Here is a 26934-nt window from a genome sequence, read left to right as displayed (position 1 = left end):
TCTTGAATAGCGGCCTTTTTACAGAAGATCTGTTATAAGAGGAGGTAATAAATGATGATATGGTTATATTGGATGTGTGTCCCTCGCAAACTGCCGTTAATCGGCCATACTCTGGTTACACCGGATATCTGACTGATAATCTGAACAAAACATGGAACGACAGGACCTAAAGTGGCTTCATTCCAATTAAAAGACCGGCTTCAGGCAGCTGAGCGCTGGATTCTGGCGAATCCCAATCCGCCCCAGAGTTGGCCCTGGACCTGGTTGTACAAGGTCGGCCGCACTGCCTATGCGATGGCCCGGGATGTTCTCAGTGGACAATTGACTCTCCATGCCATGAGTCTTGTGTACACAACCCTGCTGAGTATCGTGCCTCTGCTTGCCCTTAGCTTCTCGGTGTTGAAGGCGCTGGGAGTGCATCAGCGAATGGAGCCGTTCCTGTTCCAGTTCTTTGAACCGCTGGGACCCCAGGGGATAGAGCTCGCCGAGCAGATTCTCGGATTCGTCGATAACATGAAAGTCGGAGTGCTCGGTTCTGTGGGGCTGGCGTTGTTGGTCTACACGGTGGTTTCCCTGCTGCAGAAAATAGAACGCTCCTTCAACATGATCTGGCGCGTCCCGGATATGCGCTCCATGGCGCAGCGCTTCAGTAACTACCTGAGCGTGATCATGGTGGGACCACTGCTGATGGTTTCGGCCATTGGCGTCAGCGCCACCATTTTTTCCTCAACCATTGTCCAGAAGCTCATAGAAATTGAGCCGTTTGGTTCGGTAATTCTTGTTGCCAGCCGTTTCACCCCATTTTTCCTGGTGGTTGGCGCATTCACGTTCGTTTACGTGTTCATGCCCAATACCCGGGTCAAGTTGCGTTATGCGGCCATCGGCGGTCTGGTGGCTGGTGTTTCCTGGCAGGCAGGCGGAATGCTGTTTGCCTCCTTTGTGGCGGGCTCTGCCAAGTACGCAGCAATCTATTCCAGTTTCGCCATCGGCATCATCCTGCTGATCTGGATCTATCTGAACTGGATGATCCTGCTTCTGGGTGCCAGCCTGGCGTTCTATCTGCAGAATCCGGGATCAGTGGCCAAGCGCCGGCAAGTGCAATTGGCGCCGGAACTGCAGGAGAATGTAGCGTTAGCGACCATGTGGCTGGTGGCCAAACCCTTCAGCGAGGGTAAGCCGGCACCTCAGCAGGAGGTGTTGGAACACCAGTTGAGGGTGCCAGGCGAAGTAACCCGCGCGCTCAGTGACAAGTTGATCCGGGCGGGGCTGCTTAGCCTGGCCGGCAGCCAGGGCGATCGACTTGTGCCGGGGCGTGCGCTGGATCTGATCACCGTGGGCGAGGTTTTGAAAGTGGTGCGCAACGATGAGGACCGGATCGTTGACCGGTTACCAAAGGTCATCCCTGCCGAATTGATAGGCCCGCGCAAGGTGGAGGAAACGCGAACCTTCGCTGAGTTGTTGCGGGCCGGTGATGACCTGGAGAAGCCCAGGCGTCGCGCTCAGGCGGAACCTGTGTCAGCTTCTGACAGTTGAGCGGCCGCCCTCCCGGAGCATCTTCTGCAGCGCCTGTCGCACGCTGCTGATTTGCTCCGGGGTCAGGCGCACCACTTTGGGCAGATCCTCTTCCGCAAGATTCCGCTGGTGGGCGTGCCTGAGTACTTCCCGGGTACCAATGACCATGCCATCGGTCAGAGGCGTGTGCTTCTGTCTGGGGGCTGGTCGTTCTGCCGCCAGGAGATAGGCGTGGTACTTGGGAGGAAGGTTCCATTCATTCGCAAGTAGCTGGCAGGTGGCCCACTGGTACCTCGCCAGGGCATGGCGTATAAGCGCCGGCTCCGGTTCACCAGTTGCTGTGCGTGACCGGCAGATACGCTGCAATTCCCGACGGATAGTGATGTAAGCCAATGAGGGCAGCAAACCCACCATGAAGTGCGCACTGGTGTCCTCGCCCTGTGTTCTTGCGATCAGTTCCGCTGCCCGGGCACAGGTCAGACCCCAGCGCCAGGCGCGCTGGCCAAATAGTGCTTCACGGCTGTTCCTCGCCGCCATCATGGGGCGCATGACGGCGGCGGAAATGACGTTCCGGATGCCATCCACCCCAAGCACAAACACCGCCTGGTCTACCGATTCAATGGCATGATCACTGGTTCGGAAGTAGGGGCTGTTGGCAATCTGGAGTAGCTGATCGGTCAGCGACGGATCACCAAGAATGATTTCTGTGAGCCGATGGCGGTCGGTTGATTCATCGGACAGGGCCCGCATGAGCATCGGCAGGCTCATGGGTTGGCGGGGAAGCTCTTCCATCCGGTTGTTGGTAAGGCGCTTGTATAGCTCTTCCAGCACCTCATCCCATACTGAAAGATCGGCCCGCAGGGTTGCGGGTTCTGCATCCAGCAGCCAGGAGAACAAGTGGTCTTCCAGATGTTGGGCGAGTTCCGGGCCTGTGTCCGGAGTGTCGTTGGCCGGGTTCTCCGGAGACGGATTGAACAGCCGCGCTTCCGGAGCCGGCGGTGCAGGCTGCTTTGTTGCGAATAATCCTGAAATCCAGGAGAGAAAACCTGGCATCCGTTGCCTCCGGGTCGAACCTGTTCGAAGTAATGAACCTCCGTTTCCGAGAGTATAGATGTACGACGCATCCTTGCACAGGTTTTAAGCCCGTGAATTATTGCAGGAATTTACAGGAACGACTCCCCGAACACGAACACCAGTTGGCAGACACCGGCGCCAAAGCCGAGGAATGCGCCCACCAGGATCAGTTTGATCTCATCTTCCTGGAAACAGGGCCGGAGCAACTCCTGAAACTCTTCGGAAGACAGGGCAATCATCCGCTCGACCATGATGGATTCCACGGCCCGGGCCCGGTCCTTCTCGAACACCGGGTTGTTGAACGATGTCTGCGATATTTCGATGGCTTTTTCGCCGACCTTGTTCTTGAGGGTGGCAAAGCCGGTGGGCCCGAAGGCCATCTGGGTCAGCGCCTTGCCCATGCCAGCGGTTTCATCCACCAGCGGTTTGATGTGTTTCTTGACCATGTTGCGGGCGCGGTCGCCTTTGGGGCCGTCGAGAATGGCGTTGATAATGTTGCCAACGGTGAGAATCTCGTGGGTAACAATGTGACAGAAGGACTCCGCCACGGCCGGCTGGCGTTTCAGGAACAGGCCCTGAATCCGGAAGGGGCCGACTTTTTTCGCGTGCAGCGGCCGGAAAATCACGTTCAGGGCAATCCAGTTGGTGGCCCAACCCACCAGAAGGCCGAAGAAGGGAAGCACCCACCAGCTCGGGTAGAGATACCAGACCGCCATCTGGATCAGGCCGAACAGGAAGCCGAAGTAGAGCCCCGAGTTGATGATGAACCGGAATTCCACCTCGCCGCATTCAATAAAGATCCGGTTCAGCAGCTCCTTGTCGGCGGCCAGGCGCTCGATGACCATGCCCTTGATATCCAGCAGGTCCTCGATGTTGTCGGACACGTCTTCCACCAGATTGTCCACCAGCTGAGGCGTGGATTTGCGGACGCGATCGTAGACCATCTTCCGGGCCGAGGCCGGCAGGTTTTCCCAGAAGGTGGGGTACTCCTTGAGCATCATCTCATCCACATATTCTTCGATGCGGGGTTCGACGGAGTGAACGATATGGGTGGCGAGGACTTTCGGATCGATCTGCTGGAAGATCTCTCGAACGGTGCCGATCTTTGAAATGGTGGCATCGACACTGATGGCCGCCATTTTTCGCGCCTTGGAGGGAATAATGCCTTGCCAGCCCAGTAGCGGTGGTTTGCCGATGAATTCCAGGGGGTAGAAGGTCATCTTGATGGCGAGCCAGTTGGTGCTCCAGCCGATCAGGGCGGCAATCACCGGGATACTGAGATATTGCCAGAATTCTTGGGTGTTTAGCAGGCTTGTCATCCTGGTACTCGCAGTCTCTTTAGTATTTTTGCTCTGACTCTGAGCGGGCGCGGGCAGGCGCTTCTGAAACACGCTGTGAATACGTCCCTGTATGCTCGGCTCCGCCATCTATGGCTCCGCACGGTTTCAGAAGTGCCCACCCGCTGTCAATGACCTGGGCGCCAGCTTGCGACGGCGGCACGGTCGGGGGTTGATCAACCGCTGATATTGCCTCATAACCATTTCCGGGCAGGAAGTATGTGTTCAGTCTGGATTCAGCTTGATCACATAGACTGGACACTAACGGTTAGCAAGAGCCGAAAGCTACACGCTTTCACCTCGTCCTGTTCTGGCCCATGGGTCGAGCAGATTCCCGTATCGCGGTGAGAGATTGAAGTGCGGATTTTGGCAATGTCTTCCTCGGGGTGGCCCTCGGTTTCATACTGGGCAAAACAGTTGGGGGTGTTCATCTTCGCTTGGCTGGCAATCCGGCTGCGCCTCGCAGAACCAGCTTAACCAAACCATATCCTGACACTGAGAGCTAAAACGACTATGAATACCAAGCTAACGAGAGACAAGGGGCCCGACCCGATGGTCAGGTCTGACAAACAGGCCACCATCCAGAGCAACCCGGCGGCGGAACTGTTCGCCTACCAGACCGACCTGTGGCGGCGCTGGGTGCGCTACCTGGACACCCTGCGCGAGCGAGCCAATAACATGCTCGAGCATGAGCAGGCCGGCAAGCCACCGCTACTCGACTTCGACTATGAAATGATCCTGGACGGCCGCCGACTGGAGCGCCCCGCCAATTATGCCCTGCTACGTATCACCCGGGTCGGCGAGGACTGTCTGGAAGACTGCCTTGACGAGACCAAACCGCCGGTGATGATCGTCGATCCGCGCGCCGGTCATGGCCCCGGCATCGGCGGTTTCAAGCAAGATTCCGAAGTAGGCATGGCACTCCACGAGGGGCACCCGGTCTATTTCGCGATCTTCTTCCCCGAGCCCATGCCCGGGCAGACGCTGGAGGACGTGTTAAACGTACTGCGGCGCTTCGTCGAGACGCTGGCCGAGCGCCATCCCGGCATGCCGCCGGTGCTCTACGGCAACTGCCAGGCGGGATGGGCCATCGCACTGCTCTCGGCTGATTGTGAGGGCCTGGTCGGGCCGGCGGTGCTTAACGGCTCACCGCTGTCCTACTGGTCCGGCGAATCCGGCGTTAATCCCATGCGCCTCGCCGGTGGGCTGTTGGGCGGCGCCTGGATGACGCACCTGCTGGCGGACCTGGGGGGTGGGCGCTTTGATGGCGCCCATCTGGCGGCCAACTTCGAATCCCTTAAGCCGGCAAATACCTTGTGGCAGAAGGACTACCAGTTGTTAGCCGACATCGACGGCCAGCGCGAGCGATTCCTGGACTTTGAGCGCTGGTGGACCGGCTTCTATAGCCTGAGCAAGGAAGAGATTGTCGCCATCGTCGAGAATCTCTTCATCGGTAACAAGCTGGAACGTGGCGAGTTTGAAGTCCATCCCGGTTGCACCGTTGACCTCAAGCGCATCCGCAACCCGCTGGTGATCTTTGCCTCCAGTGGCGACAACATCACCCCACCGCACCAGGCGCTCAACTGGATCCCAGCGGTGTACCCGGACACCAAGGCACTCAAGGCCGCTGGCCAGCGCATCGTCTACCTGATCAACCCACACGTTGGCCATCTGGGAATCTTCGTTTCCGCCAAGGTCGCACGGCTGGAGCACCGGGCGATCCTCGAGAGCATCGGCGATCTCAATGACCTTGCCCCCGGGCTCTACGAGATGAAGATAGACAACCCCACCGGCGACCCGGACTGTCACAAGCCCCAGTTCCAGGTGCGTTTCGAGGAACGTCAGGTGGAAGATCTGGAGTACCCGGACCAGGCACCGGAGTTCGAGCGCGTAAAAGCCCTCTCCAGGCGCAATGTGGCCCTCTACGAGACCTTTGCCGGGCCCTGGGTACGGCGGGTCACCACCCCCTGGTCGGCCGAGATGCTGCGCCAACTGCATCCGGCAAGAACCAGCCGCCTGATGTTCTCGGAGCGCTTCGCGCCCTGGATGGGCGGGGTCAAGTGGCTGGCCGAGAGGATGGAGACCAGGCCAACGCCGGTCAATAGCAGTAACCCCTATCGGCAATGGGAGACGTCAATGAGCGACTCCATCGCCTCGGCACTGACGCTTGCGGGCACGGCCCGCGACAGTGTCTTCGAGATGGCGTTTAAAAGGCTCTATGGCGGGTTATGGCCCGGCAAGGACAAAACAGATACGCGAGGTGATCAATCATGAAAGAATCCAACGTCGTTCTCTGCGCCCCGGTACGCACAGCCATCGGTACCTACGGTGGCACACTCAAGGCCATACCGGCACCCGACCTCGGTGCTACTGCCATCGCCGAGAGCCTGCGCCGCTCGGGCCTGACCCCCGACGATGTGCAGAGTGTGGTGCTGGGTCAGGTGGTTCAGGCCGGCGCCAGGATGAATCCGGCGCGCCAGGCTGCGATCCACGCCGGATTGCCGGTGTCGGTGCCGGCCATGACGGTCAACCGGGTCTGCGGCTCCGGCGCCCAGGCGGTGATTAACGCCGCGCAGGAGGTGATGCTCGGGCATCGTGACTGTGCTATCGCCGGCGGAATGGAGAACATGGATCTTGCGCCCTATCTGGATCTGCACGGGCGCTGGGGCCACCGCATGGGCAATGCCGAGATTTACGACAGCATGCTGCGCGACGGGCTCAATGATGCCTTCTCTGATCAGCACTCCGGGTGGCACACCGAAGACCTGGTCAGCCGCTTTGACATCAGCCGCGAGGACCAGGACCGTTGGGCGGCGCGCAGCCAGCAACGCTTCAGCGAGGCTCAGGCGGCAGGACGCTTCGACGCCGAGATCGTGCCGGTCGAAGTCACATCCCACAAGGGCACGGCGGCCTTCGGGCGCGATGAGCACAATCGCCCCGACGCCACCGCCGAGGGCCTCGGCAAACTCAGGCCGGCCTTCCGCAAGGACGGCACCATTACCGCCGGTAACGCCCCTGGGCTGAACACGGGTGCGGCAGCAATGATCGTCGCTGATCGCGCCTGGGCGGAACGCCGTGGCCTTGAGCCCATGGCGCGGCTGGTGAGTTACGGCATCGGCGCGGTGGAGCCCGGCTATTTCGGCCTGGGCCCGGTACCGGCGGTGCAACAGGCACTGGCACGTGCCGGCTGGAGCATGGGTGATATCGAGCGCATCGAGATCAACGAAGCCTTTGCCGCCATCGTCCTTGCCCTGACCCGGGAGCTCGGTCTGGCCGAGGATATCGTTAACGTGGAAGGCGGCGCGATTGCGCACGGCCATCCAATCGGAGCCACCGGCGCTGTGCTGACCACCCGGCTGTTACACGCCATGGCCCGGGATGGCGTGCGCCGTGGCGTGGTTACCCTGTGCATCGGTGGCGGCCAGGGGGTAGCGCTGGCGTTGGAACGCCTGGCGTAATCACGAATCAACCCGCACGCGCAGCTCGATAAGCTCACCGATGCGGTGGTCTGTTAATGGAAAGGCGCAGCAAAATCTGCATTATTGTGAACTGTAAAAGAGAGAGGGCAACAATGAAACGCGGACGAGAAGAGCAAAAATCTTTCGAGGATCCGGTCTGTGGCATGCAGGTCAGCTACAAGACAGCCCCTGCGGAGTCCGAATACCAAGGTAAACACTATTACTTCTGTGCGACGGCTTGCCGCGAACAGTTCGACGCGGACCCCGAACGGTATGTTCGGGCGCACCGGCAGCATGGGTCAAGGCGTGGGTGAACCTGGCAGCATTCGTGACCGTGATCGGCAACGCCCTGGCTGTTGAGTGATGCCCGGCTTTGCTGCAGGCTGACAGGGATTCTGTCGCCGACCCCTCTATGTCGATGACGTGGGCGCCAGATCGAGACGGCGGCACGGTCGGGGTTGGTCAGCTGCCGATATCGCCCCACAGCCATTGGCAAAGCGCCATGGCCGCAACCGGTGCGGTTTCGGTTCTCAGTACCCGGGGGCCGAGGGCCACCGGCAGGAAACCTTCTTTTTCCGCCTGGGCGATTTCCTCGGGGGAAAGTCCGCCCTCGGGGCCAATCATCAGGGCGACGCGTTCGGGGGGGATAATGGCTTTGAGTGCGTGCTTGGTGCGGTGGTGAAGGACAAGACGCACCTCGCAGTCCCGGCTGTGTTCCAGCCACTCGGAAACGGTCATCACCGGCAGGATCTCGGGCACCCGGGCGCGGCCACATTGCTCGGCGGCGCTGATGGCGACGGATTGCCAGTGGCGCAGGCGCTTGTCTTCCCGGTCGCCCCTGAGTTTGACGTCACAACGTTCGGTGGTTAACGGCACGATGCGGGTGGCGCCCATTTCCACGGCTTTTTGCACGGCGTAGTCCATGCGGTCGCCTTTGGAAAGGGTCTGGCCAAGGACGATTTCCAGGGGGGACTCGGTGGCGTTGGCTTCCGGCGTGCCCACCTGTACTTCAACGTTTCTTTTGCTGGCACTGATAATCGTGGCGGGGTAGTCGTTGCCGTTACCGTTGAACAGCAGCAGTTCCTGCCCCGGCTGCATGCGCAATACCCGGCCCACGTGCTGGGCGGCATTGTCATCAAGATCAGCGGTTGCGCCCTCGCTGAGGGCGGAATCGGTGTAGATGCGGGGTATGCGCATGGATGGTTCTCTCAGGTTACGGGACGGTTCTCAGTCCCGAACCGCGATTTCTATGCCTTCCGTTGCGACCTGGGCGAGGTGCCGGATCTGTTCTTCGGTGATTACGTAAGGCGGCATGAAGTAAACCACATTACCCAGGGGGCGAAGCAAGGCCTGGCGGGTCAATGAATGCTGATACACCCGGATTCCCCGCCGTTCCTGCCAGGGGAACGGGGTTTTCGATGCCTTGTCTTTCACCATCTCTACGGCGAGGGTCATGCCGTGCTGGCGGATATCTCCCACGTTGGGGTGGTCCGCCAGGTGGGCAACAGATTCGGCCATGCAGGTGGAGAGCCTGCGATTGCTCTCGATAACGTTGTCGTCCCGGAAGATGTCCAGGGTGGCCAGTGCCACAGCGCAGCCAATTGGGTTGCCAGTGTAGCTGTGGCTGTGCAGGAAGGCCTTGAGGGTTTCATAGTCGTCGTAAAATGCGTTGTAGACATCATCGGTGGTCAGCACTACGGACAGCGGCAGGTAGCCAGCGGTCAGCCCCTTGGACAGACACATGAAATCCGGGGTGATGCCCGACTGCTCGCAGGCGAACAGGGTGCCGGTTCGGCCAAAGCCCACTGCAATCTCATCGGCAATCAGGTGCACGCCATAGCGGTCGCAGGCTTCTCTCAGCCTGGTGTGGTAAATCGGGTGGTGCATGCGCATGCCGCCGGCGCACTGGATCAGGGGCTCCACTACCACGGCACAGATTTCGTGGTGCCGTTCGGCCAGCAGCTTGTCCATGGCTTCGAACTGGCGCAGGGCGTAGTCTTCATCGGTTTCTCCCGGCTCCTTGTTGTAGGCATCCGGCGAGGGTGCGGTGAGCACTTCCATCAGCAGCGGCTGGTAGGTGTCTTTGTACAGGGCAACATCGCCCAGTGCCAGCGCGCCCAGGGTTTCGCCGTGGTAGCTGTTGCTGAGGTTAACGAAGTTCTTCTTGCCCGGATGGCCCTGGTTTTTCCAGTAGTGGTAGCTCATCTTCAGGGCGGCTTCGATCGCGGACGAGCCGTTGTCGGCGTAAAAGCATTTGTTGAGTCCTTCCGGAGTTGCCTCAATCAGGCGCTCGGACAGGTTGACCACGGGCTCATGGGTAAAGCCGGCCAGGATGACATGCTCAAGCTGGCCAATTTGTTCCTGGATCGCGGCGTTGATTCTCGGATTGGCATGGCCGAACAGGTTGACCCACCAGGAGCTCACGGCGTCGATGAACCGGTTGCCCTCAAAGTCTTCCAGCCAGACACCTTCGCCCCGCTTGATCGGGACCAGTGGCAGGGTTCCTTCATGGTCTTTCATCTGGGTGCAGGGATGCCACACGGATTTGAGGCCACGGGCGACGAGGTCAGCATTGCGCATGAGAATTCTCCATCAGACGGTCGTGTTCTGGATTGTCGGCGGTTAACCTGTGCGGATATTACCGTTAACAGCGGCGACTGGCCAATGCCGACAAACTTCCAGAGCCTCGGAATTCCTTAAGAAAGACTAAGGGGACGCTGATGGGACGGGGATTAAAAAATCCCAATAATATACTGTAGCAGGATTTCAGGACGCAGGCCCATTGACCGGGCCTGCTTTCACTTGACCAAAATCACTGGAAAAGCGTCCGTAATCAGAAGCTTTTACTCCAGCCAAGCCAGAATTTCGGATCATCCGAGTTGACGGAGCCAAGGGCGCTGTCCGGGTCGATATCCGAATATTCCAGATTGATACTGACGGAGCCGAGCGTTCCCGCATCCTTGGTCACGTTGACGGCGGCGTGTCCATAGCTCGCCTCGCCCACGGACGGTTTTTTGTCGTCGGTAAAGTCGTAGTAGCCTAATGTAACACCTGCACTGAAATCATTTTCCAATGGCATGTGGGCGCTCAGGTAATAGAAGATATCACCTTCCACGAACAGCCCTGGTGTGCTGTTGTCACTGTTTACTGTATAGGCTAGCCCCGCGGATAAATACCCGTAACTCAGCTGCCCGTATATCTCCCCGAAATCAATAGAGGCGGGAGCGTCCGGGTAAGCATAATATATATACCCGACGTCATATCCGATATCGTTGATAGCGCCCGAGTAACCCGCATAGAGGTCAAACTCATAACTGGTCCCGTCGCCAAAATCCACATTGGAACCCCATACACCGGCATACAAGCCGGACGCATGCTCGTAGTCGAGCCCACCCTGGACAGCAGCTGAATTGTCTGTTTGTGTCACGCCACGGAAGAGGTAATTGCTGGAGACGCCTACATTGGCGCTTACGTCAGCGCTGACCATTGAAGGAGTTGCCTGAAGAACTGCAAACAGACCAACACCGAGCAATCCGGATTTTCTGAGAACTTGCTTATCCATTATGTACACCTTTTTAAGTTGCGCTTTTCGCATTCCTCAAACGCAAACAAGGTGCCAATCATTATAACTTATTGTTTATTATAACTTTAATTCTAAAAAGCAGTGGCGAAGTCCGATTCATAAATCCGCGGCGCCCCAAAATGGAGCGATATCCATCGTTCGATCAGGGTGGCGCTCGATTTTAGTGCCAGCCTGGTCGCCCTTGACCTTTTTGCGCCCAAAGTCATCCGGCCAGTCCCGGCGCTGTGCCGGAACAACGCCGGTCAACGCGCTGCGCGCCATGTCGGGCGCACCATAAAAAAGGGGCAGAAAAATCTGCCCCTGAAACCTGATTAACTCTTTATCTCGCCAGTATCAGCGCCAACGCGGACAGAACCCAAACCCAATAACCATCTTGCTGTTTATACAGCAATTTTACCATTTGGCTTGAGCCTTACATAAGCGGAACCGGGGATCATGCATGATCAAAACGCATACTGGAACCGCGCACGGACCTCATCTCCGCTTTCGCCGCTGGCTTGCTCGCCATCCATGTAGCTCATGCCGAGTCGGACATTCTTATTGGCGTAGTAGTTGACACCCAGCGTCGTTTGCTCGCCGTCGGTTGTGGCCAGCCCCACGTCACTGTATTTTCCATCACCCTCTTCAAAACGGGCGATTACTTCCCAGGCACCTCTGGGCGATGACGGCTTTACCCGCTTAAACACGCCCGCTTTGTAGGGGCGACTCTCTCCGGTAATGACCCAGCCGAGCTGCACGTAGTAGCCATCAACATCCAACTGCCCTTCCTCGGAATCGAAGTATTCGGCCTGAGCGTGGAAAGGCCCCATACGGCCAGCCAGTTCCAGATTGTAGGTATCGATTTCATCAGCCTGAACATCGGCCTCACGCGTGGTATAACCCGCGCCAAGATGAACAACGGCATCATTCGTTTGAATCGGCGCAAACGTACCCCGTGCCGTTATCGCCGTATTATTGAAGTCGTTGCTGCCGTCACCATCCGCTTCAAAATAACCGATACCGTAGGTCCAGTTACTTCCCTTTCCGCTCAGCTGAATACCGCCACTGCGTCCGGGAGCATAACGCTCGGTCATGGCGGAGCGCTCTAGCGCGGAAATGTCTTTCGAGCTTGTCAGTTCTTCCAGGCCGAAAGGCTCTTTCTGCTTACCGATGGTGACGCTTGCAACTGAGCCAAACCCCAGGTACCGAATGTAAAGGTCTTCGACGTCACCGCCGTCGGCACCCTCACTTTCCGCGACGTTAAACTGAGTCTTGTAGGCCCAGTCGCCATAATGGCCCTTGACGTATAAGCGTGCACGCCGCACATCAAAATCCTTGGTATCAACGCCGTTGTCATCCGACTGCGTTGCGTCGTAATCCCACTGGATACGGCCACCAAGCTGAAAGGATGCCAAATCATCAGACGTTTTGACCTCAATACCACTCTCGGTATTGATCACCAGGTCCTCACCGTCAGTCGTAACAGTACCGGCCTGTGCGGAAACAGCGGAAACCGCCAGCATCAAGCTCAAATATTTCTTAGCCATGGTTTTCTCTTACCTTGTCGGTTTGCTTGTGTATTTTGGAACACCGGGGTAAGTAAATTTGGCTAACATTGCGAAAAAGTTACAGAAAACCAATTAGTCGACCCTGAAAAAAGAAAAACCTGAAGAAAAGCCCCCGGAAGCAGGGGCTTTGCCTGGGCGGCTTAGCTCAGTGCGCGAGTACCCGTGACAGGAATGACTGGGTGCGTTCGTTCTGGGGGTTGTCGAAGACGTCTTCGGGTTTGCCTTGCTCGACAATCTGGCCCTCGTGGATGTAGATCACCCGGTCGGCCACTTCGCGGGCAAAGCCCATTTCGTGGGTGACGACCATCATGGTCATCCCTTCTTTGGCCAGCTCGCGCATGACGTCCAGCACTTCACCGATCATTTCCGGGTCCAGGGCTGAGGTTGGCTCGTCGAACAGCATGAGGCGCGGTTCCATCGCCAGCGCTCGGGCGATTGCGACCCGCTGTTGCTGGCCGCCGGACAGCTGGCTGGGGTACTTGTCGGCCTGGTTGCCGATGCCCACACGGTTGAGCAACCGCTCGGCGGTGGCATTGGCAACAGTTTCCGGAGCATCCTTGACCTTCTTGGGCGCCAGCATGATGTTCTTTTTCACCGTGAGGTGAGGGAAGAGGTTGAACTGTTGGAATACCATGCCGACTTCCTTGCGGATTTCAGCCAGAGCTTTCGGATTGCCGCTCTTGGGCGCGAGCTGTTGGCCGTCCACTTCCAGTGTTCCGGATTCATATTCTTCAAGGCCGTTCACACAGCGAATCAGGGTGGATTTGCCGGAGCCGCTGGCGCCGATAATAACCACCACTTCGCCCTGTTCAACGGTAAGGTCAATATCTTTGAGGACATGCAGTTTCCCGAAGTACTTGTTCATGCCCTTCATTTTTACAATCTGAGTCATGGGTAACGTTCCTTCAGACAGAAGCCAGTCCGCGGCGCTCAACGAAGCGGAGAATGATGGACAGGGACAGGGTGATGGCCAGGTAGAGGATCGCGACCACAAAATACACCTCGAAGGCGGTAAAGGTGTTGGCAATATAGATCTGGCCCTGGCGGACCAGCTCGCCGACGCCGATCACCGAGAACAGGGATGTGTCCTTGATGCTGACAATGGCCTGGTTACCCAGCGGCGGAATCATGCGACGGAACGCCTGAGGCCACACGACAGACCAGAAGGTCTGGGTTCGGGACAGCCCCAGAGAAAGCCCGGCTTCGGTCTGGCCCTTGTCGATGGACTGAACGCCACCCCGGACCACCTCGGATATGTAGGCGCCGGAGTTCAAAGCGATGGCCGCGATGCCGGCCGTCAAGGGATCAATTGGACCGCCAATCAGGTCCGGCAGGCCGTAGAAAATAAAGAGGACCTGAACCAGGATCGGAGTGCCACGAAAGATTTCGATGTAGGCGGTGGCCGGCCACCGCAGGAACCACTTCTTGTTGATGCTCAGCAGGCCAAAGAAAATGCCCAGAGCAAAACCGATCAGAAGACCGCCGAAGGAAATCAGCAGGGTGTAGGGGATCCCTTTTATCAGAAAAGGGATGGAGTCGATGGCTGCCTGCCAGTCGAACTGAAACTGGAATTCCACAGTGAGAGTCTCCGCAGAGTTTTGGAGTCACGAAGTGCCGGGGCAGTGAAGCCCCGGCAAAGGGAATCAGACCTCTGGGGCCCGGGAGCCCTTACATGCCCTCGGGCATCGGGCCAAACCATTTTTCGTAGATGGTTTTGTAAGTACCATCTTCCTTCATTGCGGCAAGGGCTTCGTTTACATCATCAACCCACTCACTGCCACTCTTGAGGGCGATACCATACTGCTGGCCTTCGTAAAGCGGGCCGACGGTTGTCACCTTGCCTTCACCTTTGGTGCGGGCAAAGTAGCCTACGTTTGGCGCATCGTAGAACACTGCATCAATGGCACGGGACATCAGCGCCATGTACATATCAGAGCTGCCCGGGTAGGGGGTTACACCGTCATCGGCGTCAAGGTTCTTGACCAGGTAGTCATAACTGGTGCTACCAATCTTGGTGCCGATTTTCTTGCCTTCGAGGTCGTCGAATTCGCTAACGTCGTCATTACCCTCGCGAACGAGGATTCGCAGACCCGAGTCGTAGTACGGGTCGGAGAAATCGACGATTTCTTCACGCTCTTCAGTAATCGTGATGCCGGCAATGGCAATGTCGACGTTGCCGGTTTGCAGGGCCGGGATGATGCCGTTGAAATCCATGGTGTTGAGGTCAATTTCGAAACCTGCACGGTCGGCTACCTCGCGGATGATCTCCATATCGAAACCGATCATCTCACCGGTTTCCTGGTCCATCATTTCAAACGGAACGAAACTCGGGTCAGTGACGACGCGCAGGGTTTCTGCGCTGACGGTTCCTGCGGCAACGGTCAGTGCCAGGCTGGCGCTTACGGTCTTCAGCCACTTCGTGCTCATACATTCTCCTTTTCTTTCTTATGAGGCTCCATTTGCCCGGTAAGGCAAGCCGGACCAATCACTGCTGTTGACTGCGATCTCCGGGGAGCGTTGATGGAACTGCATCACATACACTCTAGACTATTACGCAGATGTATACAGGAAATCAAATGCTTGGCGGGGAGGTCCCGCCGGACGGGGAATAAAAAAGGGGCAGATGAAAGTGTTCATCTGCCCCTTTTATTTCGTGGAGAGCGGATAGCGCGAAGCCTTAAAACGCAATCTTCTCCCGCCCACTGATGCCCAGATTCTTCCAGATGCTGATGCTGGGCTCTACCTGATTCAGGGTGTAGAAATGCAAGCCCGGCGCGCCTGCTGCCAAGAGCTTCTCGCACATTTCAGTAACCACTTCCTCACCGAACTTGCGGATGGAATCGCTGTCGTCGCCGTAGGCTTCGAGCTGCTTGCGAATCCAGCGGGGGATTTCCGCGCCGCACATGTCGGAGAAGCGGACCAGGCTGGAGAAATTGACGATGGGCATGATGCCCGGCACCACCGGAATGGTAACGCCCATTTTCTCCAGCCGGTCGATGAAGTAGAAGTAGCTGTCCGCGTTGAAGAAGTACTGGGTGATGGCGCTGTTGGCACCGGCCTGAACCTTGCGGGCAAAGTTCTTCAGATCTTCTTCGGCATTGCGGGCCTGGGGATGAAACTCAGGGTACGCTGCTACTTCCAGGTTAAAGGTATCGCCGCTGTGCTCGCGGATAAACTCCACCAGCTCGTTGGCATAGCGCAGCTCACCGGCGGCCCCCATACCGGAGGGCATATCGCCCCGCAGGGCGACAATCCGGTTGATTCCGTGCTCCCGGTACAGATCCAGCAGCTCCCCGATTTCCTGGCGGGTGCCCCCGACGCAGGAAAGGTGAGGTGCCGTGGAAACCCCCTGGCTGTGCAGGTTGAGCACGGTCTCAATGGTGCGGTCCCGGGTGGAACCACCGGCGCCGAAGGTGACGGAGAAAAAGTCCGGATTCACCTCGGCCAGCTGGTTGCGCACGTTCTGCAGCTTTTCCTTGCCCAGGTCGGTCTTGGGCGGGAAAAACTCAAAGCTGAAACGGCGCTTGAACTGTTTCTGGGATTGCATCTGTTTACCCGATCAGTACTTGTAGCTTTCCGGCTTGTACGGGCCTTCGACCGGTACACCGATGTATTTGGCCTGCTCTGGGGTCATCCTGGTGATCACGCCACCAAAGCCTTCCACCATGGCCCGGGCCACTTCCTCGTCCAGGTGCTTCGGCAGAACCTGCACATAAACGCCTTTCTCCCGGGCATCTTCCGGCAGGTCGGCGAACTTGCGCTCGAACAGGTACATCTGGGCCAGAACCTGGTTGGCAAAGGAGCCATCCATGATCCGTGACGGGTGACCGGTGGCGTTGCCCAGATTCACCAGGCGGCCTTCGGAGAGCAGGATCAGATGGTCGTTGGTGGCCTTGTCGCGGTACACAACGTGAACCTGCGGCTTTACCTCGTCCCATTCCCAGTTCTTGCGCATATAGGCGGTATCGATCTCATTATCGAAATGGCCGATGTTGCATACCACGGCACCGCTCTTGAGCGCCTTAAGCATGTGCGCGTCGCACACGTTCATGTTGCCGGTGGTGGTGACCAGCAGATCGGTGTTCTGCAGCAGGTCGCGGTTCACCGCAGCCTCGGTACCGGTGTTCACACCGTCAATGTACGGAGACACAACCTCGAAGCCGTCCATGCAGGCCTGCATGGCACAGATCGGGTCTGCTTCGGTGATCTTCACGATCATGCCCTCCTGGCGCAGCGACGCGGCGGAGCCCTTGCCCACATCGCCGTAACCAATCACCAGTGCCTTTTTGCCGGCCATCAGATGGTCGGTAGCGCGTTTGATGGCATCGTTCAGGCTGTGGCGACAACCGTATTTGTTGTCGTTCTTGGCCTTGGTGACCGCATCGTTCACATTGATGGCCGGAACCTTCAGCGTGCCCTCGCGCAGCATTTCCTGCAGGCGGTGCACACCGGTAGTGGTTTCTTCGGTCACGCCGTGGCAGTTCGCCAGCACTTCCGGATACTTTTCATGGAGCAGAGCGGTCAGGTCACCGCCGTCGTCCAGAATCATGTTCGGTTCCCAGCCATCCACGTCGGCTCCGACGGTGCGCTCGAGGCACCAGTCGTACTCTTCATCGGTCTCGCCTTTCCAGGCAAACACGGGGATGCCCTGAGCCGCGATGGCGGCGGCGGCCTGATCCTGGGTGGAGAAGATGTTGCACGAAGACCAGCGCACGTTCGCACCCAGTTCTACCAGCGTCTCGATCAGTACGGCGGTCTGAATGGTCATGTGAATACAGCCCATTACATTGGCGCCTTTCAGGGGCTGCTCGGCTTTGTACTTATTGCGGAGCTTCATCAGGGCAGGCATCTCGCCTTCGGCGATGTTGATTTCCTTCCGGCCCCAGCCGGCCAGGGAGATATCGCGGACCTTGTAGTCGTCAAAGCTGTTCAGTTTTTCTGCGGGAGTGCTCATGGTGTTCTCCTGTCAGTCAGTTTGGCTTGGGCGTATGCCAGATGACATACGCCCCAAATCGGTTTAGATACCAGCAGCATCCTTGAGGGCGGCCGCGCGATCGATTTTCTCCCACGGGAACGCCGTGAAGGTCTTGCCACCGACGGTCATCTCATAGGGCTCGCGACCGAAGTGGCCGTAAGCTGCCGTCTGTTGATACATCGGGTGCAGCAGATCGAGCATGTTGGTGATCGCGTACGGGCGCAGATCGAAGTTCTGGCGGACCAGTTCAATGATCTTGTCATCGCTGATCTTGCCGGTACCGAAGGTGTTCAGAGAGATAGAGGTCGGCTGCGCCACGCCGATGGCGTAGGAAACCTGGATCTCGCACTTGTCGGCCAGCCCGGCGGCCACGATGTTCTTGGCCACATAACGGCCGGCGTAGGCGGCGGAGCGGTCGACCTTGGACGGATCCTTGCCGGAGAACGCGCCACCACCGTGGCGGGCCATGCCGCCATAGGTGTCTACGATGATCTTGCGGCCGGTCAGACCACAGTCACCAACGGGACCACCGATCACGAACTTGCCGGTCGGGTTAATGTGGAACTGGGTGTCTTTGTGCAACAGCTCTGCCGGCAGGGCATGCTTGACGATCAGCTCCATCACCGCTTCTTTCAGGTCTTCCTGGGTAACATCTTCATCATGCTGGGTGGAAAGGACCACCGCGTCGATGCCGGCAACCCGGCCATTTTCATAGCGGCAGGTCACCTGGCTTTTCGCATCCGGGCGCAGCCACGGCAGCAGGCCGCTCTTGCGGGCTTCGGCCTGGCGCTGTACCAGACGGTGGGAGAAGGTGATCGGCGCCGGCATCAGTACGTCGGTTTCGTTGCTGGCGTAGCCGAACATCAGGCCCTGGTCGCCGGCACCCTGGTCTTCCGGCTTCTGGCGGTCAACGCCCTGGGCAATATCGACGGACTGCTTGCCGATAATATTGATGATGCCGCAGGTGTCGCCGTCGTAGCCCACTTTCGAGGAGGTGTAGCCGATGTCTTTGATCACACCGCGCACCAGGTCTTCCAGATCCACCCAGGCGCTGGTGGTGATCTCACCGCCAACGATGGCCACACCGGTTTTTACCATGGTCTCGCAGGCAACGCGGGCATGGGGATCGTCGGTCAGGATGGCATCCAGCACGGCATCAGAGATCTGGTCTGCCAGTTTGTCCGGATGGCCTTCAGAGACCGATTCGGAAGTGAAGATGTTGTAGTCAGCCATAGCGCATGCTCCTCTGTGAGCGATTCAAATTCAGGCCGGTAAGCGGTTTTCTTAAAGCGCTTTCCGGTATCCGGTTTGTTGGTCTGTGTGAGGATACGTAAAACTACGTATCCGTATATCAAAATTTGTTGATATTGCGATCCAGGTCGTCAAATCTGACCGCTGTGTTTCCAGAATTCCCGAACCTGGATCTGGAACCCGTTCCGCAAGCCGATAAACAGCTGTTCTCCGGCAACCAGGCCGGCGTCCGCGGCCCAGGTGGTAAGCTCTTCCGGCTCAAACCCGAGCCAGAGATCACCGCAGTTTGCTTTTGCCCAGTCCTGGTCGTGACTGCACAGGTCGCTGATTACGAAGCAGCCGCCGTTGTTCATCAACGCCGCGGCATCAAGGAAGATGTCAGCGGGGCTGGGCACGTGATGCAGAACCATATTCGCAACGACCAGGTCGAAGGCGTCGCCCCTGGCCAGCAGGGTATCGGTAACACCTTCTATCAGGTCGATGTTGTTCAGCCGTTCGTCAATGCAGGTGCGGGTTGCCTTGGCCAGCATGTCCCGGCTGTTATCCAGTGCAACCACATGCCCACAAAGCTCTGCCAGAACCGGTAGGAAGGCACCTTCGCCGGGGCCGATTTCCAGTGCGGCCTGCCATTGATGTTTGCGGGACCGTTTGCGGATCATTTCCGCGACCGGCTCTGCGTAAAGATCAAAAGCGGCGATCAGTTCCTGCTGCTCGCGGAACTGCTCCGCATGCCGGGCGAAGAAAGCCTGGGACTGGTCTGCGCGCTGTGTGCGGATGGCCTCAATGCGCTCCTGCAGATGTGGTGGCAGTGGCACCCGGTCTACCGCTTCAAATATCTGTCGGATGGTCTGGTCGGTTGGCTTGTCGCTGTCCAGGTGCAGCGGGCGACGGTAGAAAATCGCATTGCCTTCACGCTGGGGCTCAAGCAGACCAGCCTTGTTCATTACCTTCAGGTGGTGGCTCATACCGGACTGGCGCATATCAAACAACTGGCTGAGCTCCAGAACTCCGAACGTATCCCGTCTCAACACACGCAGAATCTCCAGGCGCAACGGATCCCCGCCTGCTTTGAAGATCGGGGCCAGTGCGTCCACGGAGGACAGGTTGTCGGCGTGTGTGTTCATGGATGTCATGGAAACGAAGTGTAGGGGGCTTCGGGTGGTCAATCAATAGGCATATCAAAAAATTTTGATATAGACTTATCGTTCTTTGAAATCAGACCTTTCGGAAATCCACAGGCAAACAATCGTGAAACAGGCACATGCCGATTTGCCCCGGCACACACTAATCGGCGAAAATACGCGCCTCATTTTGATCGCCCTTTAATCACTGCGAATTCTTTTCCTGCAAAACACTGGAGAAACGTCAATGCCGTCTCGTAAAGATCTCGCCAACGCCATTCGCGCGCTGAGCATGGATGCGGTTCAGAAAGCCAAGTCCGGCCACCCGGGTGCGCCCATGGGTATGGCGGATATCGCCGAGGTTCTGTGGAACGATTACCTGAGCCACAACCCGGCCAACCCTCAGTGGGCCAACCGGGACCGCTTCGTGCTGTCCAACGGTCACGGCTCCATGCTGCAGTATTCCCTGCTGCACCTGAGCGGGTACGACGTTTCCATCGACGACATCAAGAACTTCCGCCAGTTGCACTCCAAGACGCCGGGCCACCCCGAGTACGGCTACACCCCGGGCATTGAAACCACCACTGGTCCTCTGGGCCAGGGCATTGCCAACGCCGTTGGTTTTGCCATTGCCGAGAAGTCCCTGGCAGCGCAGTTCAACCGTCCGGGCCACGAGATTGTTGACCACTACACCTACGCGTTCCTCGGCGACGGCTGCCTGATGGAAGGCATCTCTCACGAAGTTGCCTCCCTGGCAGGCACCCTCGGCCTCGGCAAGCTTGTGTTCTTCTATGACGACAACGGCATCTCCATCGATGGCGAAGTGGATGGCTGGTTTACTGATAACACCCCGCAGCGTTTCGAGTCTTACGGCTGGCAGGTGATTCCCGCAGTCGACGGCCATGATGCTGACGCCATTCGCGCCGCGATCGAAGCCGCCCGTGCCAACACCGAACAGCCCACGCTGATCTGCTGCAAGACCATCATCGGCTTTGGTTCCCCGAACAAACAGGGCAAGGAAAGCTGTCACGGTGCCCCCCTGGGTGACGACGAAATCACCCTGACCCGCGAGCAGTTGGGCTGGCAGTACGGTCCGTTCGAAATTCCGGCCGACATCGCCAGTGCCTGGAACGCCCGTGAAAAAGGTGCCGCTGCCCAGTCCGAGTGGGAACAGAAGTTTGCCGCCTACGAAAAAGCGGAGCCGGAACTGGCGGCTGAGTTCAAGCGCCGCATGGCTGGCGACCTGCCCGCCGACTTTGCCGAGAAGGCCCAGGCTTACATCCAGGAATGCCAGGACAAGGCCGAGACTGTGGCTTCCCGCAAGGCGTCCCAGAACACTCTGAACGCTTACGGCCCGCTGCTGCCGGAACTGATGGGCGGCTCTGCCGACCTGGCCGGTTCCAACCTGACTATCTGGTCCGACACCAAGGGTCTGACCAAGGAAGATGCCAGCGGTAACTACATCTATTACGGTGTCCGTGAATTCGGCATGGCTGCGATCATGAACGGCATCGCCCTGCACGGCGGTTTCGTGCCCTACGGCGCGACCTTCCTGATCTTCATGGAATATTGCCGCAACGCCGTGCGCATGGCTGCGCTGATGAAGCAGCGTTCCATCTTCGTGTTCACCCACGACTCCATCGGCCTGGGTGAAGATGGCCCGACTCACCAGCCTATCGAGCAGATGGCCAGTCTGCGCACCACGCCCAACATGAGCATGTGGCGTCCGGCGGATACTGTTGAATCCGCAGTGGCCTGGAAAGCAGCTCTTGAGCGCACCGATGGCCCGACCGCCATGGTCTTCTCCCGTCAGGGGCTGCCGGCACAGCCGCGCGATGCCCAACAGCTGGCGGACGTAGCCAAGGGCGCCTATATCCTGTCAGACAGCGAAGGCACGCCGGACCTGATCCTGATTGCCACCGGCTCCGAAGTCGGCCTGGCGCAGGATGCGGCTGCCCAGCTTCGTGATCAGGGCAAGAACGTGCGCGTGGTTTCCATGCCGTCCACGGACGTGTTCGATGCCCAGAGCGCCGAGTACAAGCAGCAGGTCCTGCCGCTGGATGTCACCAACCGCATCGCCATTGAAGCCGGCATTGCCGATTACTGGTACAAGTACGTTGGCCTGGACGGTCGCATCATCGGCATGACCACCTTCGGTGAGTCCGCCCCGGCCGGTGAGCTGTTCAAGGAATTCGGCTTTACCGTCGACAATGTCCTGGAAGTGGCTGCTGAGCTTCTGGACGCCTGATGACGGACTCTGCGCCTTTTCGTGTCGCCATCAACGGGTACGGCCGAATCGGCCAGTGCGTGTTGCGTGCGCTTTATGAAAACGGCTTCCGCGATCACCTTCAGGTGGTCGCGATCAACGAGTTGTCGGATATCGACACCATTGCCCACCTGACCCGATACGATTCCACCCACGGGCGTTTCCAGGGTGACATTTCGGTATCGGGTCAGGACCTGATGGTCAATGGCGATGCCATCCGCGTGTTGAGTCACGCTGACCCGGCAGAGCTGCCCTGGCGCCTGCTTGATGTCGATCTGGTACTGGAATGTTCCGGCGCCTTCTCGGATCGTGCTACGGCCGAGAAGCACATCGATTCCGGGGCCAGACGCCTGCTCTTCTCGCAGCCGGCCGAGTCCGATGTGGACCGCACCGTTGTCTACGGGGTCAACCACGCTGATCTCACACCGGAAGACGTGATCGTTGCAGCCGCCTCCTGCACCACCAACTGCCTGGTGCCTGTGATCAAGGTGCTGGACGACGCCTTTGGCGTGCAGCAGGGCAGTACCACCACGATTCACGCGGCCATGAATGACCAGCCGGTTATCGATGCCTACCACCACCAGGATTTGCGACGAACCCGCAGCGCCCTGCACAACATCGTTCCGGTGGAAACCGGTCTTGCGAAAGGTATTGAGCGGTTGCTGCCGAGCATGGAAGGCAAGTTCAGTTCGGTCGCCATGCGGGTGCCGACCATGAATGTCTCCGCCATCGACATGGTGGTGAACGTGGGCAAAGCCACCAACGTGGCAGCGGTGAACAACCTGTTAGAAGAGGCCGCCAACGGCCCGTTAAAGAGCATACTCGGCTATACCGACGAACTGCTGGCCAGCTCCGACTTCAACCACGATGCCCACTCCGGCGTGGTGGATGGCGGCCAGACCCGGGTCACCGGGGGCACCATGGTGAAAGTGCTGTGTTGGTTCGATAATGAGTGGGGGTTCGCGAACCGGATGCTCGATGTCAGCAAAAGCTGGTTAACCAAACATTCTTAATCTGAAATTTTGTTGAAGGGACGAACGTTATGGCCATCAAGAGAATGACCGACCTTAACCTCGCCGGTAAGCGAGTGCTGATCCGCGAAGATTTGAACGTGCCGGTCAAGGACGGCAAAGTCTCCAGTGACGCCCGCATTCGCGCGTCACTGCCCACCATCAAGGCGGCTAAAGACGCGGGCGCCAAAGTCATGCTGATGTCCCATCTGGGCCGCCCGGAGGAAGGCGTTTACGACGAAGCCTCCTCCATGAAGCCGGTCGCCGACCACCTGACCAAGGTGCTGGGCCAGGAAGTTCGCCTGATCAAGGACTATCTGGACGGCGTTGAAGTCGCCGATGGCGAAGTTGTCCTGTTCGAGAACGTTCGCTTCAACAAGGGCGAAAAGAAAGACAACGAAGACCTCGCGAAGAAGTACGCGGCCCTGTGCGATGTCTACGTCATGGACGCCTTCGGCACGGCGCACCGCGCCCAGGCCTCCACCCACGGCGTGGCGAGATTCGCCCCAGAGGCCTGCGCCGGCCCGCTGCTGGCGGCCGAGCTTGAAGCCCTTGGCAAAGCCCTGGACAACCCGGCCAAACCGGTGGTTGCCATCGTTGGCGGCTCCAAGGTTTCTACCAAACTGGACGTGCTCAACGCCCTTGAGAAAGTGTGTGACTCCATCATCGTGGGCGGCGGCATCGCCAACACCTTCCTGGCCGCGGCCGGTCACCCGGTCGGCAAATCGCTATGCGAACACGACCTGATCGACACCGCCAAAGACATCGCCAGTCGCGTTGAAATCCCGCTGCCGGTCGACGTGGTTGTTGCCAGCGAGTTCGCCGAAACCGCCACCGCAACCGTCAAGAACATCTCCGACGTCACCGACGACGACATGATTCTCGATGTGGGCCCAGAGACCGCGGGCGAATTCGCTGAACTGCTGAAAAACGCCAAAACCATCCTCTGGAACGGCCCGGTTGGCGTTTTCGAATTCGACCAGTTCGGCAACGGCACCAAAGCGCTTGCTAATGCCATCGCCGAAAGTGACGCCTTCTCCCTCGCCGGCGGTGGTGATACCGTCGCCGCCGTTGACAAGTACGGCGTTGCTGACAAAATCTCGTATATCTCCACCGGTGGTGGCGCGTTCCTGGAATTCGTAGAAGGAAAGACGCTCCCGGCAGTAGCGGTGCTGGAAGAACGCGGCGCGTAACGAGTTACTGAAAGAATCCAACTATCCCCAAAGTCCAAATGAAGGAGACGACCCATGGCCCTGATTTCGATGCGGCAAATGCTGGATCACGCCGCCGAGCATGGTTACGGTGTGCCAGCCTTTAACGTCAACAACCTGGAACAGATGCGCGCCATCATGGAAGCCGCCGACAAAACCGATTCGCCGGTGATTGTCCAGGCCTCCGCCGGTGCCCGTAAGTACGCCGGTGCGCCATTTCTGCGCCATCTGATCCTGGCGGCCATCGAGGAATTCCCGCACATCCCGGTGGTCATGCACCAGGACCACGGCACCAGCCCCTCCGTGTGCCAGCGCTCCATCCAGCTGGGCTTCAGCTCCGTGATGATGGACGGCTCCCTCGGTGAAGACGGTAAAACCCCCACCGACTACGAATACAACGTTGATGTTACCCGTCGCACCGTTGAAATGGCCCACGCCTGCGGTGTCTCCGTAGAAGGCGAGCTGGGTTGCCTGGGTTCTCTCGAAACCGGCCAGGCCGGTGAAGAAGACGGCATCGGTGCCGAAGGTACCCTGGATCACAGCCAGATGCTGACCGACCCGGAAGAAGCGGCGGACTTCGTCAAGAAAACCCATGTTGACGCCCTGGCCATCGCCATCGGCACCAGCCACGGTGCTTACAAGTTTACCCGTCCGCCCACAGGCGACATCCTGGCCATCGACCAGATCAAAGCCATCCATGCCCGCATCCCGGACACCCACCTGGTTATGCACGGCTCCAGCTCCGTACCCCAGGAGTGGCTGAAGATCATCAACGAATACGGTGGTGAGATTCCGGAAACCTATGGTGTGCCGGTCGAAGAAATTGTAGAGGGCATCAAGCACGGCGTGCGCAAGGTCAACATTGATACCGACCTGCGTCTGGCCAGCACCGGCGCGGTCCGTCGCTTCCTGGCTGAAAACCCGGCCGAGTTCGACCCGCGCAAATTCCTCAAGGAAACCATGAAGGCCATGACCGACGTATGCGTGGCGCGTTACGAAGCCTTTGGTTGTGCCGGCAACGCCAGCAAGATCAAGCCGGTGAACCTTGAGCGCATGTTCGAGCGTTACGCCTCCGGTGAGCTGGATCCGAAAGTTAAGTAAGTTATGTTATTCATTTGGGGCGGATCTCCGCCCCAAATGCCTGACCCACCTCAAGTACGAACGACCTTCCCCTTGTAATTTCCCCAATCTCATCAAATATAGTGGTTAGTAAGCGGGCGTACGCCCAGCAGAATAACCAGTGGTGAGGATCCTGATGGACTTCAAAGACTATTACGCCGTGCTCGGTGTGAGTGAGTCTGCCTCCGCCGAGGAGATAAAAAAAGCCTACCGAAAGCTGGCACGGAAATACCATCCGGATGTCAGTAAGGAAGAGGACGCCGACACCAAATTCAAGGAAGTGGGTGAAGCCTACGAAGTACTGAAAGATCCCGAGAAGCGCGCGGAGTACGACCAGCTGCGTAAATACGGCGCCAGGGCGGATGGTTCTTTCGAGCCGCCTCCGGGCTGGCAAAGTGGTGCCGGTTTCGGTGGCGGAGGTTATACCGATGCCGACGCGCGCCAGTTCAGCGACTTCTTCGAGGAGATATTCGGAGGTGGTCGCCAGGGCGGTTTCTCCGGGGGCTACGGTGGTGGCGGTTTCCGCCAGAACATGAGAATGCGCGGTGAGGATGTGCATGCGAGGCTCGCCCTGTTCCTCGAAGAAGCGTTTCACGGCTGTGAAAAGCAGGTTTCTTTTGCGGTACATGAGGCCGATGAGCATGGCCGGGTGATGCCGCGGCAAAAGACCCTGAAAGTGAAGATTCCCGCAGGCATGCGCGAGGGCCAGCATATTCGCCTCAAAGGCCAGGGGGCGCCGGGCGTTGGTGGCGGAGAACCAGGCGATCTGTTCATTGAAGTGGAGCTGGCACCCCATCCGCATTTCACGGTGGAGGGCCGGGACGTATTGGTCACGGTTCCGATCGCCCCCTGGGAGGCCGCTCTGGGGGCAACGGTGACCGTGCCAACGATTGGCTCAAAGGTGAATGTGAAGGTGCCGAAGGGCTCCACCAGTGGACGGAAGCTGCGCCTCAAGGGTAAGGGTTTCCCGGGCAAGCACCCGGGCGATCAGATTGTCATCCTGCAGATTGCCATGCCCGAGAAACACAGCCCTGAGGCCGAAAAGCTCTACGAGCAGCTGGCCGAGGCCGAGAAGCAATTCAATCCACGCAGCAAGCTTCACGTGTGAGCGGGAGTAAGGTATGAGCAATAAAGATCATGTGCTGACGGTAGAGGTACTTGACCAGAGTGGCAGCACCTTCACCCTGCGTGAAATATGCGAGCGTGGCGAGTGCCATGCCGAGTTTGTCATAAAACTGGTGGACTACGGGATCATTGCCCCGCTGGAAGATTACCCGGAGGCACGGCAATGGGAGTTCGATGTCGCTGCCCTGAGCCGATTGCGCAAAGCGCAGAGATTACAGAGGGACCTGAAAATGAATCTGCCCGGCCTGGCCATGTCTCTGGAACTGCTCGATGAGGTGGAGGAAATGCGTCGGGAAGTGGCCCGTCTCAATCACCGCATCCGGCAATTGATGGGGGAGTAAACGC

The 26934-nt window shown here is 58.4% G+C and carries 24 protein-coding genes; 10 read left to right on the top strand and 14 right to left on the bottom strand.

Translation table 11 applies throughout. From position 1 onward, the window contains the following. Positions 1 to 171: 171 nt before the first annotated feature. Entirely contained in the window at positions 172 to 1533 is a 1362-nt protein-coding gene (locus ACGK9W_RS12670; protein ID WP_008175341.1) for a YihY/virulence factor BrkB family protein, read from the top strand. Here ACGK9W_RS12670 and ACGK9W_RS12665 read toward each other — a convergent pair. Both ACGK9W_RS12665 and ACGK9W_RS12660 read right to left on the bottom strand, forming a co-directional pair. Then, entirely contained in the window at positions 1516 to 2565 is a 1050-nt protein-coding gene (locus ACGK9W_RS12665; RefSeq protein WP_405417057.1) for an HDOD domain-containing protein, read from the bottom strand. The genes ACGK9W_RS12670 and ACGK9W_RS12665 overlap by 18 nt on opposite strands. 110 nt (positions 2566 to 2675) lie before the next feature. After that, complete coding sequence (locus ACGK9W_RS12660; RefSeq protein WP_405417055.1) at positions 2676 to 3905, bottom strand: DUF445 domain-containing protein; 1230 nt, start codon at positions 3903 to 3905, stop codon at positions 2676 to 2678. Positions 3906 to 4436: 531 nt separating this feature from the next. On the opposite strand from ACGK9W_RS12660, the gene ACGK9W_RS12655 reads away from it, so the two are divergent. The 3 genes from ACGK9W_RS12655 to ACGK9W_RS12645 are packed head-to-tail and all read left to right on the top strand — an operon-like array spanning position 4437 to position 7695. Further along, the gene (locus ACGK9W_RS12655; protein ID WP_405417053.1) at positions 4437 to 6197 is read left to right on the top strand and encodes a DUF3141 domain-containing protein; all 1761 of its coding nucleotides are present in this window, start codon (positions 4437 to 4439) and stop codon (positions 6195 to 6197) included. Next, the gene (locus tag ACGK9W_RS12650) at positions 6194 to 7381 is read left to right on the top strand and encodes an acetyl-CoA C-acetyltransferase (RefSeq protein ID WP_273156940.1); all 1188 of its coding nucleotides are present in this window, start codon (positions 6194 to 6196) and stop codon (positions 7379 to 7381) included. Before ACGK9W_RS12655 ends, ACGK9W_RS12650 begins: the two co-directional genes overlap by 4 nt. 56 nt (positions 7382 to 7437) lie before the next feature. Continuing rightward, positions 7438 to 7695 carry a YHS domain-containing protein gene (locus tag ACGK9W_RS12645; protein WP_341582540.1) on the top strand — a complete coding sequence of 86 codons (258 nt, stop codon included), beginning with the start codon at positions 7438 to 7440 and terminating at the stop codon, positions 7693 to 7695. A gap of 148 nt (positions 7696 to 7843) precedes the next feature. Here ACGK9W_RS12645 and ACGK9W_RS12640 read toward each other — a convergent pair whose 3' ends face one another. The 12 genes from ACGK9W_RS12640 to ACGK9W_RS12585 all read right to left on the bottom strand — a co-directional run bounded on the left by ACGK9W_RS12640 (position 7844) and on the right by ACGK9W_RS12585 (position 19861). Then, on the bottom strand, positions 7844 to 8578 hold the full coding sequence (locus ACGK9W_RS12640; protein ID WP_341582539.1) for a 16S rRNA (uracil(1498)-N(3))-methyltransferase: 735 nt from the start codon (positions 8576 to 8578) through the stop codon (positions 7844 to 7846). A 30-nt stretch (positions 8579 to 8608) separates the two neighbouring features. Next, positions 8609 to 9961, bottom strand: a complete 1353-nt coding sequence (locus tag ACGK9W_RS12635) for an adenosylmethionine--8-amino-7-oxononanoate transaminase (protein WP_405417050.1) — start codon at positions 9959 to 9961, stop codon at positions 8609 to 8611. A gap of 253 nt (positions 9962 to 10214) precedes the next feature. Then, entirely contained in the window at positions 10215 to 10943 is a 729-nt protein-coding gene (locus ACGK9W_RS12630) for a TorF family putative porin (protein WP_405417048.1), read from the bottom strand. A gap of 117 nt (positions 10944 to 11060) precedes the next feature. Continuing rightward, positions 11061 to 11225 carry a hypothetical protein gene (locus tag ACGK9W_RS12625; protein ID WP_405417046.1) on the bottom strand — a complete coding sequence of 55 codons (165 nt, stop codon included), beginning with the start codon at positions 11223 to 11225 and terminating at the stop codon, positions 11061 to 11063. Positions 11226 to 11407: 182 nt separating this feature from the next. Next, positions 11408 to 12490: an OprO/OprP family phosphate-selective porin gene (locus ACGK9W_RS12620; protein WP_008175311.1), complete on the bottom strand. Its 1083-nt coding sequence runs from the start codon at positions 12488 to 12490 to the stop codon at positions 11408 to 11410. A 166-nt stretch (positions 12491 to 12656) separates the two neighbouring features. Beyond that, entirely contained in the window at positions 12657 to 13403 is a 747-nt protein-coding gene (locus ACGK9W_RS12615; RefSeq protein WP_008175309.1) for an amino acid ABC transporter ATP-binding protein, read from the bottom strand. 13 nt (positions 13404 to 13416) lie between these two features. After that, on the bottom strand, positions 13417 to 14088 hold the full coding sequence (locus ACGK9W_RS12610) for an amino acid ABC transporter permease (RefSeq protein WP_014578168.1): 672 nt from the start codon (positions 14086 to 14088) through the stop codon (positions 13417 to 13419). 91 nt (positions 14089 to 14179) lie between these two features. Then, positions 14180 to 14938 (bottom strand): transporter substrate-binding domain-containing protein, encoded by a 759-nt coding sequence (locus ACGK9W_RS12605; RefSeq protein WP_008175305.1) that lies wholly within the window; start codon positions 14936 to 14938, stop codon positions 14180 to 14182. A gap of 250 nt (positions 14939 to 15188) precedes the next feature. After that, positions 15189 to 16058: a methylenetetrahydrofolate reductase [NAD(P)H] gene (gene metF, locus ACGK9W_RS12600; RefSeq protein WP_405417042.1), complete on the bottom strand. Its 870-nt coding sequence runs from the start codon at positions 16056 to 16058 to the stop codon at positions 15189 to 15191. 12 nt (positions 16059 to 16070) lie between these two features. Next, complete coding sequence (gene ahcY, locus ACGK9W_RS12595) at positions 16071 to 17465, bottom strand: adenosylhomocysteinase (RefSeq protein ID WP_405417040.1); 1395 nt, start codon at positions 17463 to 17465, stop codon at positions 16071 to 16073. Positions 17466 to 17528: 63 nt separating this feature from the next. Next, positions 17529 to 18719, bottom strand: a complete 1191-nt coding sequence (gene metK, locus ACGK9W_RS12590) for a methionine adenosyltransferase (protein WP_405417038.1) — start codon at positions 18717 to 18719, stop codon at positions 17529 to 17531. Between the two features lie 149 nt (positions 18720 to 18868). After that, on the bottom strand, positions 18869 to 19861 hold the full coding sequence (locus ACGK9W_RS12585) for a metalloregulator ArsR/SmtB family transcription factor (RefSeq protein ID WP_227499645.1): 993 nt from the start codon (positions 19859 to 19861) through the stop codon (positions 18869 to 18871). A 244-nt stretch (positions 19862 to 20105) separates the two neighbouring features. Between ACGK9W_RS12585 and tkt the strand changes: the two genes are divergently transcribed. From tkt to ACGK9W_RS12555, 6 genes are all read left to right on the top strand, one after another. After that, entirely contained in the window at positions 20106 to 22106 is a 2001-nt protein-coding gene (tkt, locus tag ACGK9W_RS12580; RefSeq protein ID WP_092031990.1) for a transketolase, read from the top strand. Beyond that, positions 22106 to 23137, top strand: coding sequence for a type I glyceraldehyde-3-phosphate dehydrogenase (gap, locus tag ACGK9W_RS12575; RefSeq protein WP_008175297.1), 1032 nt, complete (start codon positions 22106 to 22108; stop codon positions 23135 to 23137). The genes tkt and gap overlap by 1 nt, the downstream gene beginning before the upstream one ends. Before the next feature lie 29 nt (positions 23138 to 23166). Further along, on the top strand, positions 23167 to 24327 hold the full coding sequence (locus ACGK9W_RS12570) for a phosphoglycerate kinase (RefSeq protein ID WP_008175289.1): 1161 nt from the start codon (positions 23167 to 23169) through the stop codon (positions 24325 to 24327). 54 nt (positions 24328 to 24381) lie between these two features. Continuing rightward, positions 24382 to 25446, top strand: a complete 1065-nt coding sequence (fba, locus tag ACGK9W_RS12565) for a class II fructose-bisphosphate aldolase (protein ID WP_209400328.1) — start codon at positions 24382 to 24384, stop codon at positions 25444 to 25446. 154 nt (positions 25447 to 25600) lie between these two features. After that, positions 25601 to 26572 carry a DnaJ C-terminal domain-containing protein gene (locus tag ACGK9W_RS12560; RefSeq protein ID WP_041645533.1) on the top strand — a complete coding sequence of 324 codons (972 nt, stop codon included), beginning with the start codon at positions 25601 to 25603 and terminating at the stop codon, positions 26570 to 26572. Positions 26573 to 26585: 13 nt separating this feature from the next. Beyond that, complete coding sequence (locus ACGK9W_RS12555; RefSeq protein WP_008175275.1) at positions 26586 to 26930, top strand: chaperone modulator CbpM; 345 nt, start codon at positions 26586 to 26588, stop codon at positions 26928 to 26930. Positions 26931 to 26934 lie beyond the last annotated feature (4 nt).

The organism is Marinobacter flavimaris (assembly GCF_045057155.1).
Lineage (GTDB): Bacteria > Pseudomonadota > Gammaproteobacteria > Pseudomonadales > Oleiphilaceae > Marinobacter > Marinobacter manganoxydans.
This window is presented reverse-complemented; position numbering and strand designations above follow the sequence as displayed.

Excerpts from the sequence above, each read along its gene's own strand:
- ACGK9W_RS12635 (WP_405417050.1), bottom strand. The coding sequence starts at position 9,961 with ATGCGCAATGCTGACCTCGTCGCCCGTGGCCTCAAATCCGTGTGGCAT.
- ACGK9W_RS12655 (WP_405417053.1), top strand. The coding sequence starts at position 4,437 with ATGAATACCAAGCTAACGAGAGACAAGGGGCCCGACCCGATGGTCAGG.
- tkt (WP_092031990.1), top strand. The coding sequence starts at position 20,106 with ATGCCGTCTCGTAAAGATCTCGCCAACGCCATTCGCGCGCTGAGCATG.
- ACGK9W_RS12615 (WP_008175309.1), bottom strand. The coding sequence starts at position 13,403 with ATGACTCAGATTGTAAAAATGAAGGGCATGAACAAGTACTTCGGGAAA.
- ACGK9W_RS12660 (WP_405417055.1), bottom strand. The coding sequence starts at position 3,905 with ATGACAAGCCTGCTAAACACCCAAGAATTCTGGCAATATCTCAGTATC.
- ACGK9W_RS12650 (WP_273156940.1), top strand. The coding sequence starts at position 6,194 with ATGAAAGAATCCAACGTCGTTCTCTGCGCCCCGGTACGCACAGCCATC.
- ACGK9W_RS12620 (WP_008175311.1), bottom strand. The coding sequence starts at position 12,490 with ATGGCTAAGAAATATTTGAGCTTGATGCTGGCGGTTTCCGCTGTTTCC.
- ACGK9W_RS12665 (WP_405417057.1), bottom strand. The coding sequence starts at position 2,565 with ATGCCAGGTTTTCTCTCCTGGATTTCAGGATTATTCGCAACAAAGCAG.
- ACGK9W_RS12645 (WP_341582540.1), top strand. The coding sequence starts at position 7,438 with ATGGAAAGGCGCAGCAAAATCTGCATTATTGTGAACTGTAAAAGAGAG.
- ACGK9W_RS12555 (WP_008175275.1), top strand. The coding sequence starts at position 26,586 with ATGAGCAATAAAGATCATGTGCTGACGGTAGAGGTACTTGACCAGAGT.
- ahcY (WP_405417040.1), bottom strand. The coding sequence starts at position 17,465 with ATGAGCACTCCCGCAGAAAAACTGAACAGCTTTGACGACTACAAGGTC.
- ACGK9W_RS12630 (WP_405417048.1), bottom strand. The coding sequence starts at position 10,943 with ATGGATAAGCAAGTTCTCAGAAAATCCGGATTGCTCGGTGTTGGTCTG.
- gap (WP_008175297.1), top strand. The coding sequence starts at position 22,106 with ATGACGGACTCTGCGCCTTTTCGTGTCGCCATCAACGGGTACGGCCGA.
- fba (WP_209400328.1), top strand. The coding sequence starts at position 24,382 with ATGGCCCTGATTTCGATGCGGCAAATGCTGGATCACGCCGCCGAGCAT.
- ACGK9W_RS12570 (WP_008175289.1), top strand. The coding sequence starts at position 23,167 with ATGGCCATCAAGAGAATGACCGACCTTAACCTCGCCGGTAAGCGAGTG.
- ACGK9W_RS12625 (WP_405417046.1), bottom strand. The coding sequence starts at position 11,225 with ATGGCGCGCAGCGCGTTGACCGGCGTTGTTCCGGCACAGCGCCGGGAC.
- ACGK9W_RS12585 (WP_227499645.1), bottom strand. The coding sequence starts at position 19,861 with ATGAACACACACGCCGACAACCTGTCCTCCGTGGACGCACTGGCCCCG.
- ACGK9W_RS12560 (WP_041645533.1), top strand. The coding sequence starts at position 25,601 with ATGGACTTCAAAGACTATTACGCCGTGCTCGGTGTGAGTGAGTCTGCC.
- metK (WP_405417038.1), bottom strand. The coding sequence starts at position 18,719 with ATGGCTGACTACAACATCTTCACTTCCGAATCGGTCTCTGAAGGCCAT.
- ACGK9W_RS12640 (WP_341582539.1), bottom strand. The coding sequence starts at position 8,578 with ATGCGCATACCCCGCATCTACACCGATTCCGCCCTCAGCGAGGGCGCA.
- ACGK9W_RS12605 (WP_008175305.1), bottom strand. The coding sequence starts at position 14,938 with ATGAGCACGAAGTGGCTGAAGACCGTAAGCGCCAGCCTGGCACTGACC.
- metF (WP_405417042.1), bottom strand. The coding sequence starts at position 16,058 with ATGCAATCCCAGAAACAGTTCAAGCGCCGTTTCAGCTTTGAGTTTTTC.